Origin of the sequence: Flavobacterium sp., assembly GCF_052437795.1 — a bacterium.
GTDB lineage: Bacteria > Bacteroidota > Bacteroidia > Flavobacteriales > Flavobacteriaceae > Flavobacterium.
The window spans coordinates 315,271-332,636 of the sequence record NZ_JBQVPA010000003.1 but is presented as its reverse complement, the minus strand read 5'-3'; the positions used below and the strand labels follow the sequence as shown (position 1 = coordinate 332,636).

Sequence of the window (17,366 nt, the reverse complement as noted above, 5' to 3'; positions counted from 1 at the left end):
ATAAGGAAATCACATTATTGGATTTTCCTATTTTTAAATAAAGAAAAACTATCAGGCTAAAACGTTATAGTTGTTAAAATTTGGTCATTCGACGGGCAATTTTACCTTTTGTCGATGTTTTTGTGGTGAAAAATTTTTTTAATTTTTTTTTAGGCAAGCAATTTTAGATGGATTTTTTAACGTTTTCTTATGGTTTTAAATAAGTTTTTACTTACAACAAATTTCGAGTAATGTCAGATTTTACAATTTTGATGAAATGAGATTACATTATCCTTAAAATTTACGCCCATAATCTTGTATTTGCACACAAACAGACCAAATAAATGCTTTTATCACAAAATGTTTAATTTAACACATTTTAACATTCAGAGATGGATATTCAAATATGGTCAGTGACACACCTATTAAGTATAGGTGAAATAAAAAATCCCCAAACCACGGCGGCAGGGGATTTAATTGCATCCAACTAAAAAATTACTAAACATTATGAGAGCAACCTCATAAATCCTTTTATACTATAGGGCTGAATACCCCGTATTATCTGAGGGCAAAGATATTGTTAATCTAACATCAAGCAACAGAGCATTTTAGTTTTACATTAAATACACACAATATATCGTTTTATTTAAATTATAATTAAAACTGATTATTTTATCATACATTATATGTAAGGAAAAACCCCTGTAGTAGAATTATTAAAACAATCTCAACAGGGGCTCAAAGTTAATTTTGTATGAAATAACTTAACACACTATTCAAATACTATCTTTTTTGTAGCTGTTGTATTATCATCCAGCTTGATCTTTATGACCACTATACCTTTTGAGAGGTTTAGGGACGGCGTTGCAAAGCTCTCTGATGCTATATTGCCATGCTGGTACAGCAGCCTTCCGTGCAGGTCATACAACTGCACTTCCTCAATTGGTTTATGAGCATTGACATTTACCTTAGCATCTTGTGCAAATGCAATAACATTTCTGTTCCCTGCATCAATATCGCCATTGCCAAGCGCTTCGGCATATACTATAGCGAATCGCCCGTCAAAAGTACCTGCCTCGGTAGCAAAGCTATAGTCGCCATTCCTCAGGTTATGTGTAAGCCCCGTAAAGCCATCGAGCAGGTACATGTCCTGGTCGCTTTCAAATATTCCGTCGGCATGGTCAAGAGAAAAGGTAAAACTTCCTGCTTCATTGGCAGTGAATCCTACGGGCACTACATCCTGCGTAAAAAATTGCGGACGCCCCTGTATGGCCAGCTCGTATCCATCAATGATAGAATATAGCCTCACTCCGCCTCCTGCAAGCGATCTCCCGTCAATGCCATTGTCATAGCCAAGGGACGCCTCATTGGTGTAACCGATCACTGTTTGCGAAAATGCACTTCCGGAGCCTTTAAGGTTTATCCACATACGGGATGAGTCATCCTGTGCAGTGCGCAAAAACTGGTCTGAGCTGTTGCCCATGCGCAGGCTGTTGGTAAAGATCACGCTGCCAGGTGTTAGCGCATTGACAAAAAAGCCCTGGCCCGTATTGATCACCCCATTAGGGTTCACCGCAAAATCATTGGTCCCACCCGGAGCCGAATTGGCAATGTAGGCAAACTTAGTAAGCGTGCAATAAGAGCTTTCCTCTGTATTATTGGTCTTCCTCCAAAACCACAGCTGTCCGGAAATTATCCCTTCGTTGGCATCTATAAAATCATTTACGCTTATGGGCGATGGATAAGGGTTGCCTATCGCGTTAAAGCTCGCTAAGCGTGGCTCCTCACCCTCCCCTACTTCTTCTGTTGCAGGGTCTATGTAATTGAGGGTGCGTGCTACCGTACCATTGTTAGGCTGGCCTGTAAACGTACCTGTGTGTACCGTAGGCACGGACGATGGGTGTGTATTCGGCGTACGTATCAGATAGCCTGTCGCCGGCATGAAAGCCTGTGTTGGCGCTATAACATTATATATGTCTGTAACCGTGTTATAAACATAAAAACGGTTGGGTAATGTCTCTGGAGAAAAGTCAAGTAATTGTTGGCCCGTCACCGGTGCCGACCATATACTATAGTCCAGCCTCATTATTTTTGAGCTGCTCCTTACAGCACTGATACTTCCACTGTCCTGAATATCATCGATCTGGATAAGTGACCCCTTGTTCTCCAAGACAACTTCCGAGCCTTCTGCAACAGTAAGTTTACCTTTAACGGTCAAATTAATTCCTTCCGGCACAGTAACAACGGCATCATTCGCCACCAGGCATGAGCACACGGCTATGTCCTCTGTAATATCAAGGTCGGCCACAATTTCAACCGCTGTCGTAATATCATAACTGCCGCTCCACGCTCCGTTATATATGACAGCAGGCGTTACTGTAATAAGCAGCGGTTCTGTAGCTATGTTGCTGCATATGCCGTCCTGTACCAGCGCACGAAAATATCTCGATGTTATCAAAGTACCCGTATTGGCTGCTGTAAGTGTGGAGAATCTAATGTTATGATCCTGGACGTTCACTGTAAAAGCCTCGTCATCTGCCGACTGCCATTTCTGTATGGCACCACTATAACCGGTAAGCACTATATTGTTGATCCCTGTATTTTTACAAATGGTCGCACTGCTTGTAGCAAGCGTCCCTGCAACAGTATTGTCAACCGTTACGGCCAGTGTTGTAGCTTGTGTTACCGTTGTGCTGCAATATCCGGGAAAGGTTACCCTAACCCAATAAGTAGTATCGGCAGTTGGCGATACGGTAAGCGTAGCTGCCGTTTGACCTGATATCACGTTAGCATCCGAAACTGTCCCTGTACCCCATTGGTAGGCTCCGCCGGTCCCTGCATTAGCACCCGATGCGGTAAGCGTAGTGCTTTGCCCATAGCATAATGCATTGTTACCCGAAAGGCTTACAGGTGCGGAAGATGTTTTTGTAATGTCTATCCATGCATTGGCATCGCCCCCGGCTTCTCGAAGAATGATCCTTACGGTGCTGCTTTCATTAAGGTAAAACGTTCCGAGGGCAATATTCTGGACACCCGCGCTCCATCCGTTGTAATGGTATACCTGCTGTTCAGTTGCAGGGCCGGAGCCATCAATGTCTACATACACCCATATTTCGTCATCCCATTTGCGGGCTGCGAATACATATTCACCGCACTCAAAACCTGTCCTGCGGGCATCGAACCAAAAGTCATTATCACCAGGCCAGCTACACCCTATCCATGTAGGCGCGTTCGAAGGGTTCTCCCCCGCCTGGTCAAAACTATTTTCAGAATTGAAGGTTAGTGGGTCGAAGGTATAATAGCCTTTATATGTATTTGACAGCATATTACTGTTATTGCCCTGGTAGGCGTATACCATCCACTGGCCAATGCCATAGGTCACCTGGTCGCCGGGAGCGTTATTAGTAGCCGTTACGTTAAAAACGTAAGCATCGGTATATTCTGCCACATCCGGATTTGAGCGGCATGGGCCATACATCCCCCTGCGCACCCAGTATGTTCCGGTATTGTATACTGTAACAGAAACATCGTTGCCGGGAAGTACATTTTCGCCAACCACGTTCCCTGAACCCCATTGATAAAATGCTGTTCCGACAGTGCCACCCTGCGCAGTGAGCGTAGTATTGCCCACACAGGCCGCGATCTGAGCGTTCGATACCGATGTTGGCGCTGTAGCCATACACTCAGCAGGATAGTAATCGAAGATAATATGCGACTCGCCCGGGCCTTCGTAATAATCGATCACCAGATCGGCAGAGCCATTGATATAATATGTACCTTCCGATTCTATAACACCGTGCTCAAACCATGCCTGCATATTTTCTGGAAATGTAGCTCCCCCATCAAGGCTCAGGCGGTAACCATCATCACCACCAACCCTGAAGGTATAGTAACCCGGGGCCACATCGATATGCATTTTAAATTTAACTGAATAATTCTGGTAGTGGTCGCCGCAAAGTGCAGGGCCTGCAAGGGGCTGGTTTTCCAGCAGGTGTACGCTGAACGTTTCACCCGGGGTAATGTAACCGCTGTAAGTTCCTATAAAAGGGTTTGGCGGCGCGATACCGGGACCTCCCTGTACAATGTTGGAATAGACATAGCCTATCCATTCGTTATCTCCGTAGGATGTCTGATCTCCGGCAACGGGGTCGCACTGTGCATTTGCCCTGGAAACAGGTAATAGTAGAAAAATAGTTAATAGGGCAACAGCATAAAAACCTTGCCTTCGAGTAGTTATAGCATTCATAGACAGATATTTGGGTCGCTGCAAATATACTTTACAGTTTAAATATTAACAAAATGTTAACTAATATTTGCTAATTATGTACCTATTTAGGTTACAGTATCAATATTTCGCACTAAATGGATAATTAGCGTGAGGAAGATGAATCAATTATGATCATATACAAAAAAATAAAAATCCCTGGTACTGCAAAAAGCGTACAGGGATTCTTACATCCAACTAAAAAATTACTAAAACATTATGAGCATGCTCATAATTTCTCTTTATGTTGCGTGAATTAGCATCAGGAAAAAGTTTTTAGTGAAAGGCCCCCTGAGATGCAACTAAAAGGAGGCCTCGAAATCCACTAAAAAAACTTACTAAAACATTATAATGTTTACTACGCATTATAATTTCTTTAGCCGGGGGCGGTACATTTAGCAGTGCCGCCCTTATTGGCTTATATACTTAAGGGGAATGATGATGTTAGTTTATCATGATCTTTTTGGAAACGACCTGCTGGTTATCAAAGGTCATTTTTACAACAACTACCTGTTGTGCAGTATCAATAGCCGAAGTTGTAAACTCACTACTGTTAACATTATTGTTGCTGTAAAGCGCCCTTCCAAGCATGTCATATACGGTTACAGACTTTATGTCCTGTTGTGCCTTGATGCTTACCTGCTTTCCGTCACGGTATACGATAACATCTTTAGCTTCTATCACGGGAGTGCCGATGCCTAGTTCTTCATCAGTTGCATACACGACCATAAAGCGATCGTCAAATGTACCTGCCTCTGCGTTGAAGGTATAGCTGCCACCTTTAAGGTCGTGGAAGTTCCCTGTAAGGTTATCCACCAGGTAGATGTCCTGGCCTGTAGCAAATAAGCCGTCAACATGATCGATCTCGAATGTGTATGTACCCGCAGCACTTGTTGTAAAACCAAGATGTACCTGATCCGAGTTAACGAATGTCGCACGTGCCTGGATAGCAAGCTTCATAGGCTCTCCATTTTCAGTGATCACTGAAGACAGATCAACAGTTGATCCGCTCAGGGCAGTACCGTCAAAGCCATTGTCATATCCTGCTGTGGTTTGAGGCGAATAAGCGATCAGGGTCTGCGAAAAATCATTAGCAGCATTCTTCACATTAAGCCATATACGGCTCATTTCATACTGTACAGCCGGTGAGTTGTCTCCCGAGTTCCTGAAGAAGTTATTAAAATTCAGGTCAATGCGCATGTTGTTCCTGAAAACCAGGTTTTTATTTACACTGGTAGCCTTTACAATAAAGCCCTGTCCTGTGTTTAGTGCGCCAACGCCCGGAGCCAGTTGAAAAGGATCGGCAATAAGATCATTGTCACTGCTTGATCCGCCCGGAGCAGCGTTCGCTGTATATCCGGTCTTGGTCATTGTACAATAACTTGACTGTGTGTAATCGTTCGTTTTCCTCCATACCCAAAGCGTACCTTGTATGTTGTCAATATTAGCATCAATGAAAGCTGTAACGCTTATTGGTGAAGGATATGGATTACCTACCGCGTTATAGCCATGGGTAGCATCCTGATAAGCCATTGGGAAATAAACATTTCCGTTGTTCGGCGTACCGCTGAACACACCTCCGTAAACTGTAGGCGTAGTAGACGAATGCGTATTAGGCATACGGATAAGGTATCCTTTAGCTTTTGCAAAAGTTGTCGCTGCCGGGTTGGCCAGCGCATTGTATATGTTGTCAGATGTATTATAGGTATAAAAACGGTTTGTAAGGGTGTTAGGAGAGAAGTCCAAAAGTGTCTGGCTGCCGCTAACAGGTGATCCCCACATTACATAATCGAGTCTCCTAAGCTTTGAGCTGTTCCTTTTTACCGTTACAACACCTGTATTTTGTGTGTTCTCTGTCTGGATAAGGTGGCTGCTGCTTTCAAAAGTAAGAGCCGACCCCGTTTCTACGTTCACATTATAGGTAACATAAGCATTAGACTCGCTAATGAAATTCACCTGTGCGCCATCTTCTACATATATCGAGCATGCCTGTATATCCTGTCCTGTATAGGTTTTATTCGACCTGAAGATCACGTCTTTACCAAAGGCTGGCTCACCGTTGCTCCATGCGCCGTTCTCCCATGTTGTAGATGCTGAACAGTAGATACCTGTGTTGGTACCCGGAGTTGGCATTTGTACTGAACCGAACTCATCTGCTCCTATATCCGGCGTCGAAGTGTTCCTAACCTGTCCGTCGATATCTTTAGGTACAGAAGTAATTGGAGTACCTGCGTTGTTTATAGTGCTGTTGCTTGAAGCAAGGTGCAGGTCCGTAACCGAAATGAACGTTGGGTTATACTCATACGAGTGACCGTCTTTTGTGGTAAGCGCTTTCCATGAATCGAACAAAGTAAGGTAATCAGGGCTGTTAAAGCTCTCAATGTCATTCACACTCCACTGGTTGGCAACGAACGCCACTTTATCATTCGAAAAATAAGAGTTGTAATCCAGGTGCGTGAACACATTATTGATGTTAGAATAGTGTGTTTTTACAGCTATTGCGGTCCTTCTTGTGTTAGGGTTGGTCTGGTTATTGGCAAATATGTTGTTCCTAACATCCAGTCCGGTCCCGGATTCAACGTAAAGTGCTGCGGAGTATCCGATAGGGCCACCCTGTTGGTTCGTATTAAGCGATACAGTGTTATGGATAATTTTATACCCGCCACCACTCGCTACCACTATACCATGGCCGCAGCCTCTGTAGTTCGTAGTATTATAACCTATAACATTAAGGATAAAGTTATTGGCTACCAAAATGTTCGAAGCATTTTCGGTTGAGTTAAGCACGATACCTCCAAAGTAGTTACCTTCATCAAGCGTTTTTAGTATTTCGCTCATGTTATTTTTAAGGATGTAACCGTTCTTACTGTTCCCTGATACATAGATACCTGCCGAAACAAGGCTTCCCGCTGCAGTTTCCCTGCGAAGGTTGTAAATAAGGTTCTCGGTAAACTCAAACCCGTTAACATTGTTTAGGTGGGTAGGCTGGATGATAGTTTCTGTATTCACTTCAGAACCTAGGTCATTTTGGTGAATTACTATATTTGAGGACTGCAAGTTAGTGCTGCTGTTACCATTTACATACACACCCTGCTTAAGGTTCATGAAGTCATTATTTTTAACGATCAGGTTATTGTTGGCACCAGATGCGGTATTCTCCATTGTCTGGTTGCTTGAGTTCATCGAATCGCCACCTGAATAGATACCCATACAGAAGTTTGACTGATAATTTTTGTATGTCTGCCTGATGTTACAGTAGTTAACCGTTACATTGTTAGCACCATTGCTGCTGCTGGCACTTGTTATCCAAAGTACCGTCCTGTTACCAGTATCCTGGCTTACCTGGTGTGACCCCTGGCCAAGGTAGCTGCTGTTCACCAATGTAAGGTTCCTTGTTGTTCCGCCTATAGCATTACTTCCGTCGAAAATAATATTGTCTGCGCCTACAAGCTTAAATACTGCGAATACCGGTGTCCATGCTCCAGATACTGCATCGCGTACAGCTTCGATACGTACGTTCTTAGCAGGGGCAGGCTTGAACGTTACCGTATTGGTAGTAGATGTACCTGTAAACTGGCTAATGGTTATAGGGAAAGTCTCGCCTGTAGAAACATTATAGTTATTATCCTTCAACAGGAAAGTTACCGGGCATGTTACACCATATTGGTTTAGGTGCGCTACCGCAGCCGAGATCGTTGTGAACTGAGGATATTCATACTGGGTTGTAGCGCTGATAACGATAGTTCCGCACAATGCGCCAGATATAGTTGGCTGCATTACGCTAATATTTATCGTTGCCGATGATGTTGTATTGTAAGCATCGGTTACAGAGTAGGTGAACGAATCTGTACCTACGTAGTTGGTGTTCGGGATGTAAGTAACCGTATTGTTAGCATTAAGTATCGCCGATCCGTGCGCAGGGTTGCCCGTAAGCGCTACTGTTGAAACAGCGCTGTTGCCTTGCGTATCGTTGCTAAGCGGATTGAATGTTACCGTTGTATTCTTTGCGGTAGAAACGTTATCAGTTGCGGCAGCGTATGGGGTAACGTTTACCACGTTCACAGTAACTGTAGCCTCGTTAGAAACTTTGCCGTTGCTGTTAACAACCGTATATTTAATGGTAGCAGTACCTGTAAATGATGCCGATGGCGTATAAATGATATTGCTTCCTGAAGGCGAAGCGCTGCCTGCACCAAGCGGCTGGGCCGTAATGGTTATGGCACCGAAAGTCCCACTGCCCACCTGGTCGTTAGACAATACAGAAAGCGTAACCGGAATGTTCTTACCTGTGGTAGCCGCATCGTTCACAGCTGTAGGGCTCGGGAAGGCAACAACAGTTACGGTGTAGTTCGCCTCACTGGTAGTTCCATCGGCCCCTGTGATCCTATACCTTACCACCCTGTCACCCAGAGTGGCGGTAGGGTTAACTGTAATGTTATTACCATTGATGGTAGCCGTACCTAAAGAAGCCTGAAGCAAAGGAGCAATGATCTGCACGTTGGAGATAGTTGTTCCTACAGCCGTGTCATTGCCTGTAACGTTCCTGGTAATGGCCGTCGACTCATAAGTAGTGTCAACATCCGCATTGGCAGTAACACCACCGTTAGAAGCCACAGTACCTGTAAGTGTAGGGCCCTGCGCGTTACCATTATCATAAGCCATCGTCCTTAAAAAGTTCTTAGAATACCAAATATCGGCACAATCATACATATACATACGTATAGTAAGTGTCTGTGCAGGAAGTGCTACAAATGCTGCAGGAAAATTCATAACAAGGTTTGAATTTCCTCCCGGAAGGGACACTTCAGCAATATTCGTTGCTGCATTTGTAAGATTAACCCAGGTAGATCCGTCTACCGAAGCACGAACCTGCAGCTTTCTTGCCTGCTGGGCACCGGGGGTATTCACATTTATCTTAAACTGTGATGGAGTGATCTTATAACCTGAGTTTGGCGCCGCTTTGAACTCTATGTACTTTGATGTAACGATGGTAGGGTTAGCAGCTCCTGTAAACCATCCTGTCATGATAAAACCGAAGGCTTCCCATTGATCTTGCTGAAGGTTGACTCCTCCTGCAGATGTCATGCTTTGCGCCGTCATGTTGGCGGCAACGCCTGTAGGGTTCGTGGTGTTCCATGTTGCCAGATTTGCCTGCGAAAAGACAAAGCACGGCAATAGCATTAGAAAAAATAGTGCTTTTTTCATTTTAGTAATGTTTTTAATTTTAGGCAGTTATGGGGGGCATAACTGATTTTTGGTTGCGGGGGCAAATGTAGTACAATTCTTTTTAATATAAAAATTTTTTTCTTCTGAATTTTAAGAAAATTTTAAGGTTTGTGAACATGCATAATTGATGGAAAAATCCTTCATTTTCAATCGGTGGATCTGGCTTTTTTAGCTATGCATTTTTACAAGTAAATGGAGTTGCTCACTACAACGTCTGGTAATATGCAAACGTTTTTAACGGTCATCAATGTGCAATTTCAGGGTGCACATTATTTATAGAATTTCGGCGGGGGCATCGCCGAGATCCTTAACAGTAAATAGCAATGAATGATTTCATAAGAACATAGTAAATTTAGTGGTCAGCTCTTCCGCATGGGTTACTATCCGGAAGTATTGTGGAGCAAAGTAAGCACATAATTCACAAAACTTAATAAAATGTTAATAGACAAAACATAGACAAAAGATAAAAAAGATTACTTTTTACCCATGAAAACCAGACGATTACAAACAACATACTGTTTTATAGACAAATTATATAGACAAAGCACCTGCAAAACAAATTTTTGCAGGTGCTCTTATAAAGACGTGTCGCGGCTTTCCTAAATGCCCATTACTACCTTTTCAAAATCCGAATCATCGGTAATGTTCATCTTCTTTTTGATACGGTATTTTTTTGTGATAGCGCTCTCCGGAGATATCTGCAGCATTTGGGCTATCTCCTTATTGGATAAATTGAGTTTAAGCAAAGCACAAAACTCAACATCGTTTTTAGTCAGGTTAGCATAGCGGCCCGCCAGCGATGTGCTAAAGTCAGGATGGAGGTTATTGAACCGCGCCTCGAACTGCCTCCAGTAGTCTTTCTGCTTTACCAACAGTTCAAGTTCCTTTTTAACATCCGCGACCTTAACTATTGCGTCTGCATCCAGGCGTTCAACGACCTGCTGAAGCTTATCCTGGTAATTGGCCATTTTTAGGGCAGATGATGCGAGTTCCCTTTGCTTTTCCGAAATGACCTCTTTTTGTGCCTGCGTGAGCTCCTGCTCGTAATGATGCTGCATCCTGAGCATATCCTTCTCGGCATCGGCATATTTCAGCCTCTCTTTATGCAAACGCCCCTTTAGCCAATAGCTCCTGAGATATAGGAAGGTAAGCAGTATAAGGCCCAGGCTTACCGAAATATAAATGTACATCACTGTCCTTTCAGATTCCCGGGCTTTTTGCAGGGCCGCATTCTTTGCCTTAAGCGCTGTGCTCTTTTCATTTTGCAATTCCGTTTGGAATTTCGCCTGCAATTCGCGCGAATATGTGCCCCTTTCGGCTTTGGCCAAAGAGTCCTTTGCTTTTATCGCCCTTTCCAATCCCGCTATAGCCTCCTTGTCATGATCTGTCCTGCCAAATGTTTCTGCGGCCGCAATTTCAAAACGCGACCTGTCCTGCTGGTTCACGCTTTTAAATATCTTAAGCGCACGTATGGAACGGATCACCCGTAAGGCTTCTTTGTAGTCTCCTTTCTTATTAAGCACCTCAATGTATTCGGCAGCGATTATTACTGCGTTTATCGAATTCGTTCCAGCAAGTATATCCACGGCAGACCTGTAGTTCCTGCTGGCTTCTTCTAAATTACCGGCATCTTTAGCGATACGTCCCAGCTTAGAATAGGCAATTGCCTCATGCCCGGGGTGCTTCAGCTTCTTTAATCCTCTTATTGCGTCATTCAGGGCCTTTTTGGCGTCCCTGGTTTTTCCCAGATGAATGAGCACTTCTCCGTAATTGACCAGCGTAAGGTTATAATTAGACATATCATTCTGCGCGCGGAATATTTTAAGGCAGTCCTCATAAAGGTCTTTGGCAAAATTGAAATTCTCCATTTTCAGGTAGATGTTCGCCAGTTTCTGCATTGTTGAGGCCAGCAGCGGCGAATTGATCTCCTTAAGCACCTTAATACCCTTAAGCGCATACTCGATCGCCTTGTCATATTCCAGCATGAACTGGTAATTGGAGGACATGTTGCTGTAGGTTACCCCTTCTTTATCCTTCAGTCCAAGGTTTTTGCTGATCTCAAGCACCTCCTCCAGGCACTTGAACGATTCGTCATACTGCCCTTTGTTACGGTAGTTTATAGACAGGTTGCCTAGCGGCATCGTCCGTATCCGGGGGTATTTTTTCAGGTAGCCCAGGGATCTCCTGTATTGCACTCCGGATGAGTCCAACTGCCCCATGTGGCTATAATAGATCCCATAGATATTATACACCAGGCCTTTTATGGTGTCGTGCAGGTCCTTTTTCGACAGCACTTCATCTATGATCATTTTAGTGCTGTCGGGCGATGAATAGATGTGTTTTTTGATCCTGGCTTCAGCTGCCTTGTAGTCAAAGGTTTCCTGTCCCAAAGCAATTGCCGGGAACAGAAAACTTACCACTAACATAGTGCGGAGATAACTGTTACATTTCCATAAGCATCTTCTCAAAATCCGAATCATCGTGAATCTCCATTTTCTTTTTTATCCTGTACTTCTTTGTAATAGCGCTTTCGTGCGAGATCTGTAATAACGATGCTATTTCTTTATTGGACAGGTTGAGTTTGAGCAGCGAGCAAAACTCAACATCGTTCTTGGTAAGCTTGGAATACTTGTTAGTAAGCGTAGTGCTAAATTCCGGGTGCAGGCTGTTGAACCTTGTCTCGAACTGCCGCCAGTAGTCCTTTTGCTTTATCAGGCTTTGCAGTTCCTTCTTAACATCGCCAACCTTTGCATATACGTTCGATTCGCATTTATCAATGATCTGGTTAATGCTGTCCTGGTAGTTGGCCATTCGCAATGTGGTCGAGGTAAGTTCGCGCTGCTTTTCCTCTATGGTCTCCTTTTGGGCATTGGTAAGCTCCTGTTCATATTCATGCTGCTGCTTGATCATATTTTTTTCAGCCTCAATAGATCTCAGTTCTTCCTTCTGTAGTTTCGACCTTAGCCAATAGCCCCTTAGCAACAATAATATGAGCACAATTATGGCAACGCTCACAAGCACATACAAGAGCATCAGGTTCTGCTCCGATCGCATCGTTGCCTGCAGCATTTTATTATTGGCTTCGAGCCCAAGGTTCTTTTCACGTTGCAATTCCGTCTGGAATTTTGCCTGTATCTCCTCTACCGCACTCTTTTTCTCATTGTCGGTAATAGAGTCCATAATAGCTATGGTGTGCTGGTATGCCTTTATAGCGCCTTTCTCATTATTGGTGGCCTTGTAGGTATCTGCTACGGCATTTTTGTATACCATCCTGTCCTGGATGTTCGCGCTGTTGAATTTTTTGAGCCGGTCTGTAAGCACGATGACCTCCAGTGCTTTTTTATGGTCTCCGGCCTTATTAAGCAGGTTAATGTATTCTCCCGCGATCCTCACTACCCTGTTAGATCCCGAAGGCACGAGGTAGTCCATCGCCTTTTGGAAAGAAGCGATCGCCTTTTTTGTATTGCCGAGCGTATTTTCGAGGTTGCCTATTTTGGAATGGCAAATACCCAGCATTTCCTTATCGCCGAACGGCTCCAGCCCCACTACAGCTTCCGACAGCGATCTTTTTGCCCCCTGCAGATCATTTGTATGTATCAGTGCTTCTCCAAGGTTCATCTGTGTCAGGTAGTAATTCTTGGTCATGCCTCCCTTCTTAAAATCTTCCAGACATTCGCGATAAAGGTCTATTGCGAACTTGTAATTCTCCTTTGCAAGATAGGTATTAGCCAGCTTCTGCTTTATGGCGACCAGCTGCCTGGTGTTCTTTTCAGCCTTCAAGATCTTGATGGCCTTCAATAGCAGATTTATCGATTTGTCGTACTCGAGGGTGTAATTGTAGTTAGAGGCAAGCTCCCCATAAGCCATCGCCACACCTACGTCATTTCCTTCCTTTTCATGCAGGGCAAGTGCCTGCTCTACGATCTTTATTGCCGATCTGTAATCTGCCTTGTTCCTGTAGCCGATAGACATGTTCATAAGGCTTCGGGCTTTGTTGCGCGGATAGCCGTCGAGGTAGGACAGCGACTTTTTAGTATAATAAATAAGGGAGTCAGAATTGCCGGTCATGCCGTAATACATCCCATAAATATTGTACGTATTGCCGTATACCGTATCGTGGGCACCCCTTTGTGAAAGTGTCCTCCTGATTATTGTAAGCGCGCTGTCGGGTTTGGAATAAATGAGTTTTCGTGCATCGTGCTCCGCCTTTTTAAAGTCGTATGACTGTCCATAATTCAATTGGCAAAGCAGCAACAATAAAAGCGATGGTGATCTCCTCAGCATAAGTCTTTATTTTATTTTGACACTAAATTGTTGACACTACTAAATTAACAAATATTTATGAAAATTAAAATATTTAAATATTAATTATTGTCGTGCCAAAAAATGTACCCTGTCGAGTACGATATCACTCTCAAAACCTTTCCTCAAAAGATAGTCTGCCACCTTCTTTTTCCTTTTAAGGATATTATTTTCGCTGCTTCCTTCCCATTCTTTTGCAGATAAATTCTCGAAGGTCTCGGCATACTCGTGATCCGGAATTTCCTTAAGCGCTTTATTTATATTATAAATAGATATGTTTCTGGACCTCAACTCGTTGACTATTCTGCGCCTTCCCCAATGCTTTATCCTGAATTTTCCCCGGGCAAAACTCATTGCAAAACGTTCTTCATTAAGAAAGTTATTGTCTATCAGGTGTACTACGATAATATCAATAGCCTGTGGTATCATTTTCATGTCCTTGAGCTTCTGAACCACCTCGGCATGGCAGCGCTCCTGGTACGCACAATATTGCTCCAGCTTTCTTTTCGCTTCATCTACGGTATAAGATCTTTGCAATGATGCCATCATTAGGGTTAATAATGTAAATATAAAAAGATCCCGCTCATTGGCGGGACTACACAGGAATGTTCAGGTTTTTATGGGTCCGTATCACGGCCTGCTCATTTTTATGATCTATCCAGGCCTGGCCTTTGTACCTTCGCATCATATTGTCAAAATAACGCATGATCAGAAGGTTGTAGACCGCTCTTGAAAGGTTGCTTATCTTCCTCGGAAATGCCCGAAGGCTAATCGAAAATCCGGGTGTAACGTACTTCATGTAATGCCAGTACCCCTCGGGCATATACAGCATTTCGCCATGTTCAAGGTCGGCAACAAGCCCATGCGCGTATTGCAGTGCCGGCCACTTTTCGAGATCGGGGTTATCAAAGTCGATATCCTCCCGCGAGATCAGCGCATGCGGCACTTTATACAGGTAAGGTGTCTGGTCGGGCGCAAAAAGGATGCAGCGCTTTTTTCCATGAAAATGGAAATGCAGTATGTTCGAATAGTCAATATCGTAGTGGATGAATACCTTCGAGTTCTCGCCGCCAAAGAAGAGCATTGGCAGCTGCTTTACCAGCTTCAGGCCAATATCCGGCCACCTGAAGTCATCTTTAAGCGATGGCACTTCCTTTATCAGGTTATACAGGAAGATACGGTAATTAGTCGGTTTGGATCGCAGGAGGTCAATGTAATCGGCCATTTTCATTTTGGCATGCGCCTCATTGAATCCGTCTTTATGGCTCACAGGCCTGTCATCATACAGTGGCACGGTTTTTTCGCCCGCGACCTCCTTTATGTATTCCAGCTTCCACTTGTGGTACGCCGGCCAGTCTTGGGTAAGCTTCTCAATAACGACCGGTCGCTGCTTTTTTACATAGTTATTATAAAAATCTTCCCTGGTAATGGTCTTTACACGTTCGATCTCGGTTAGGTTCAATGGCATGATACAGGATATTGAGCAAAACAAAATTAAGAAAGCGTTACGATACTGTAAATTATGTAATGCCAAATTTTTCTTAATGCCAATTAAAAACTTAAACAGCCAAGCTGTAAAAAGAAGGAGGCCTGTCACCCGAAATAGCTTTTTTCGCCATGGTGACAGCCCTCCGTATATTTTGTCCTAAACTATTTTTTTACGATGATGAACTCGTTCCTCCTGTTTTGCGCATGCTGCTCATCGGTACATTCGGTGCAATTCACGCGGGGCTGGGTCTCGCCATATCCTTTGCCGGATATCCTATCCTCAGCAATGCCCTGCGAAACAACATACTGCACTACTGCCCTCGCCCTGCGGTCCGAGAGGCTCAGGTTATATTCATCGCTGCCCCGGTTATCAGTATGGGCTTTGGCAGATATCACCATTGCGGGCTTCGCCTTCATTACTGCAACGAGCTTGTTCAGTTCAGTTGCGCCTTCCTGGGTAATGTTGCTCTTGTCGAACTCAAAGTAAATATCGTTCAGCTGTACCATATCCCCCTTGATGATGCTCTCGATGGGATCTAGCACGACCTTTGCATCCTGCTTGCCGCCCGGGTGTTTTTCCAGCGGTTTTGTGCTACTGGTGTAGCCATCTGCCGATACCGTAAGCGAATATGGGGTATTACAGTCAATATTATACGTTACCCATCCGTCAGTATTGGTTTTCCGGGTCTCTATCACATTATTCTTAGCATCCAGGATCGCTACATTTGCTGACACCAATGGTTTTCCGGTCTTGGAGTCGGTCACCATCACCACGGCATCTACACCGCATATAGGCGTAGCCAAATACATGTCGTCAATACCGCCACGGTTACTCGAGAAAAAGCCTTTGTTGGCAGCTACGTTAAATGTAAAGCCAAAATCGTCCTGCGGTGAGTTGATCGGCAATCCAAGGTTAAGCGACTCGCTGTCGCTGCTAATGTCCTTAACGTAAATATCCATGGCGCCCACGCCTTTCCTTCCGTCCGATGCAAAATACAGTTTGTTGTCATCGGCTATGAAAGGGAAGTTCTCATTACCTTCGGTATTCACTTTTTTGCCAAGGTTTACCGGTTCACTATAGGTATTATTACCTTTTACATCCACTTTCCAAATATCGGTCGCTCCCATTGACCCTTTCCTGTTCGATGCGAAGTACAGCGTCTTGCCGTCCTTGCTAATCGATGGATTTCCAGTAGACCATGTTTTTCCGTTAAAAGGCACCGGCTTGATGTTCGTCCACTGCCCATTCACATTTGTAGCAACGAACAGATAAATGAGCCCTGTCCTTTGCCCCGGTGTATCTTTCTCATAATTGCCTTCCTTAAAGCTTTCGCTCGAAAAATACATGGTAGTCCCATCGGCGGTTACTGCGGCAGGGCCATCATGGTATTTAGAATTGATCTCCGCTATCGGGGTTGGGGCGCTAAAGGTGCCATTGCTATTGTAAGTAGCCGTATACATATCAAGGAACGGCTCTTCGTTCCTGCCATACGTTTTCCTCGCAGTATTGCGCGCGCTGGTAAAGTACAGTGTGTTATTCACCAACACCGCCCCAAAATCGGCATACTTCTTATCGTTTATATCTAATATCTTTTCTTCGAATAACTTCGACTGGCTTTTCAGTTTCGGCAGGTAGTCCGGATCCTGGTTAAAAGCAATGGCACGCTGGTCTTTCGGGGCCATAGAGGAAAATTTCTGCATCTGCTTGTTGGACTCTTCATACTTGCCTTCGGCCTTCAGCATCTGGGCATAACGGTAGTAGGTTTCGGCGTCCTGCTTGCTTTCTACAGCCTTTGCGTACCATTTTACAGCTTCCTTGCTGTTGTATACGTTAAAGTAGCTCTCGGCGATCTGCTTGTACACATAGCCGTCCTTCGATCTTATTTTCTGGTATTCTTTAGCCGCGTCAAGGTATTCAAACTTCTTGAAAAGCTTGTCGGCCTCGGCAGTTTCCTTTGTTTGTGCCGACACCGTCATGGCAGCCAGCATAAAACCAAGTGATATATATAGGTGTTTCATTTGTAAGTTGCTTTAGGTTAGAAATAACGTGGGGAACGTGATACTTTTTTCGGGAAGTTCACATCGAACAGCAACATCACCTCGTGAG

General features: G+C 44.1%; 7 protein-coding genes. All 7 read right to left on the bottom strand.

From position 1 onward, the window contains the following. Positions 1-751: 751 nt before the first annotated feature. The 7 genes from ACT6R0_RS11750 to ACT6R0_RS11720 all read right to left on the bottom strand — a co-directional run bounded on the left by ACT6R0_RS11750 (position 752) and on the right by ACT6R0_RS11720 (position 17,278). Positions 752-4,225: a T9SS sorting signal type C domain-containing protein gene (locus ACT6R0_RS11750; RefSeq protein WP_444653575.1), complete on the bottom strand. Its 3,474-nt coding sequence runs from the start codon at positions 4,223-4,225 to the stop codon at positions 752-754. 462 nt (positions 4,226-4,687) lie between these two features. Next, positions 4,688-9,448, bottom strand: a complete 4,761-nt coding sequence (locus ACT6R0_RS11745) for an Ig-like domain-containing protein (RefSeq protein WP_444653574.1) — start codon at positions 9,446-9,448, stop codon at positions 4,688-4,690. Between the two features lie 620 nt (positions 9,449-10,068). Beyond that, entirely contained in the window at positions 10,069-11,895 is a 1,827-nt protein-coding gene (locus ACT6R0_RS11740; protein ID WP_444653573.1) for a tetratricopeptide repeat protein, read from the bottom strand. A 16-nt stretch (positions 11,896-11,911) separates the two neighbouring features. Next, positions 11,912-13,753, bottom strand: a complete 1,842-nt coding sequence (locus ACT6R0_RS11735; protein WP_444653571.1) for a tetratricopeptide repeat protein — start codon at positions 13,751-13,753, stop codon at positions 11,912-11,914. 84 nt (positions 13,754-13,837) lie between these two features. Continuing rightward, positions 13,838-14,317, bottom strand: a complete 480-nt coding sequence (locus ACT6R0_RS11730; protein WP_444653839.1) for a regulatory protein RecX — start codon at positions 14,315-14,317, stop codon at positions 13,838-13,840. Positions 14,318-14,366: 49 nt separating this feature from the next. Next, complete coding sequence (locus tag ACT6R0_RS11725; RefSeq protein ID WP_444653570.1) at positions 14,367-15,239, bottom strand: cupin-like domain-containing protein; 873 nt, start codon at positions 15,237-15,239, stop codon at positions 14,367-14,369. A gap of 182 nt (positions 15,240-15,421) precedes the next feature. After that, positions 15,422-17,278 (bottom strand): OmpA family protein, encoded by a 1,857-nt coding sequence (locus ACT6R0_RS11720; protein ID WP_444653568.1) that lies wholly within the window; start codon positions 17,276-17,278, stop codon positions 15,422-15,424. Positions 17,279-17,366: the final 88 nt, after the last annotated feature.

Excerpts from the sequence above, each read along its gene's own strand:
- ACT6R0_RS11750 (WP_444653575.1), bottom strand. The coding sequence starts at position 4,225 with ATGAATGCTATAACTACTCGAAGGCAAGGTTTTTATGCTGTTGCCCTA.
- ACT6R0_RS11745 (WP_444653574.1), bottom strand. The coding sequence starts at position 9,448 with ATGAAAAAAGCACTATTTTTTCTAATGCTATTGCCGTGCTTTGTCTTT.
- ACT6R0_RS11740 (WP_444653573.1), bottom strand. The coding sequence starts at position 11,895 with ATGTTAGTGGTAAGTTTTCTGTTCCCGGCAATTGCTTTGGGACAGGAA.
- ACT6R0_RS11735 (WP_444653571.1), bottom strand. The coding sequence starts at position 13,753 with ATGCTGAGGAGATCACCATCGCTTTTATTGTTGCTGCTTTGCCAATTG.
- ACT6R0_RS11730 (WP_444653839.1), bottom strand. The coding sequence starts at position 14,317 with ATGGCATCATTGCAAAGATCTTATACCGTAGATGAAGCGAAAAGAAAG.
- ACT6R0_RS11725 (WP_444653570.1), bottom strand. The coding sequence starts at position 15,239 with ATGCCATTGAACCTAACCGAGATCGAACGTGTAAAGACCATTACCAGG.
- ACT6R0_RS11720 (WP_444653568.1), bottom strand. The coding sequence starts at position 17,278 with ATGAAACACCTATATATATCACTTGGTTTTATGCTGGCTGCCATGACG.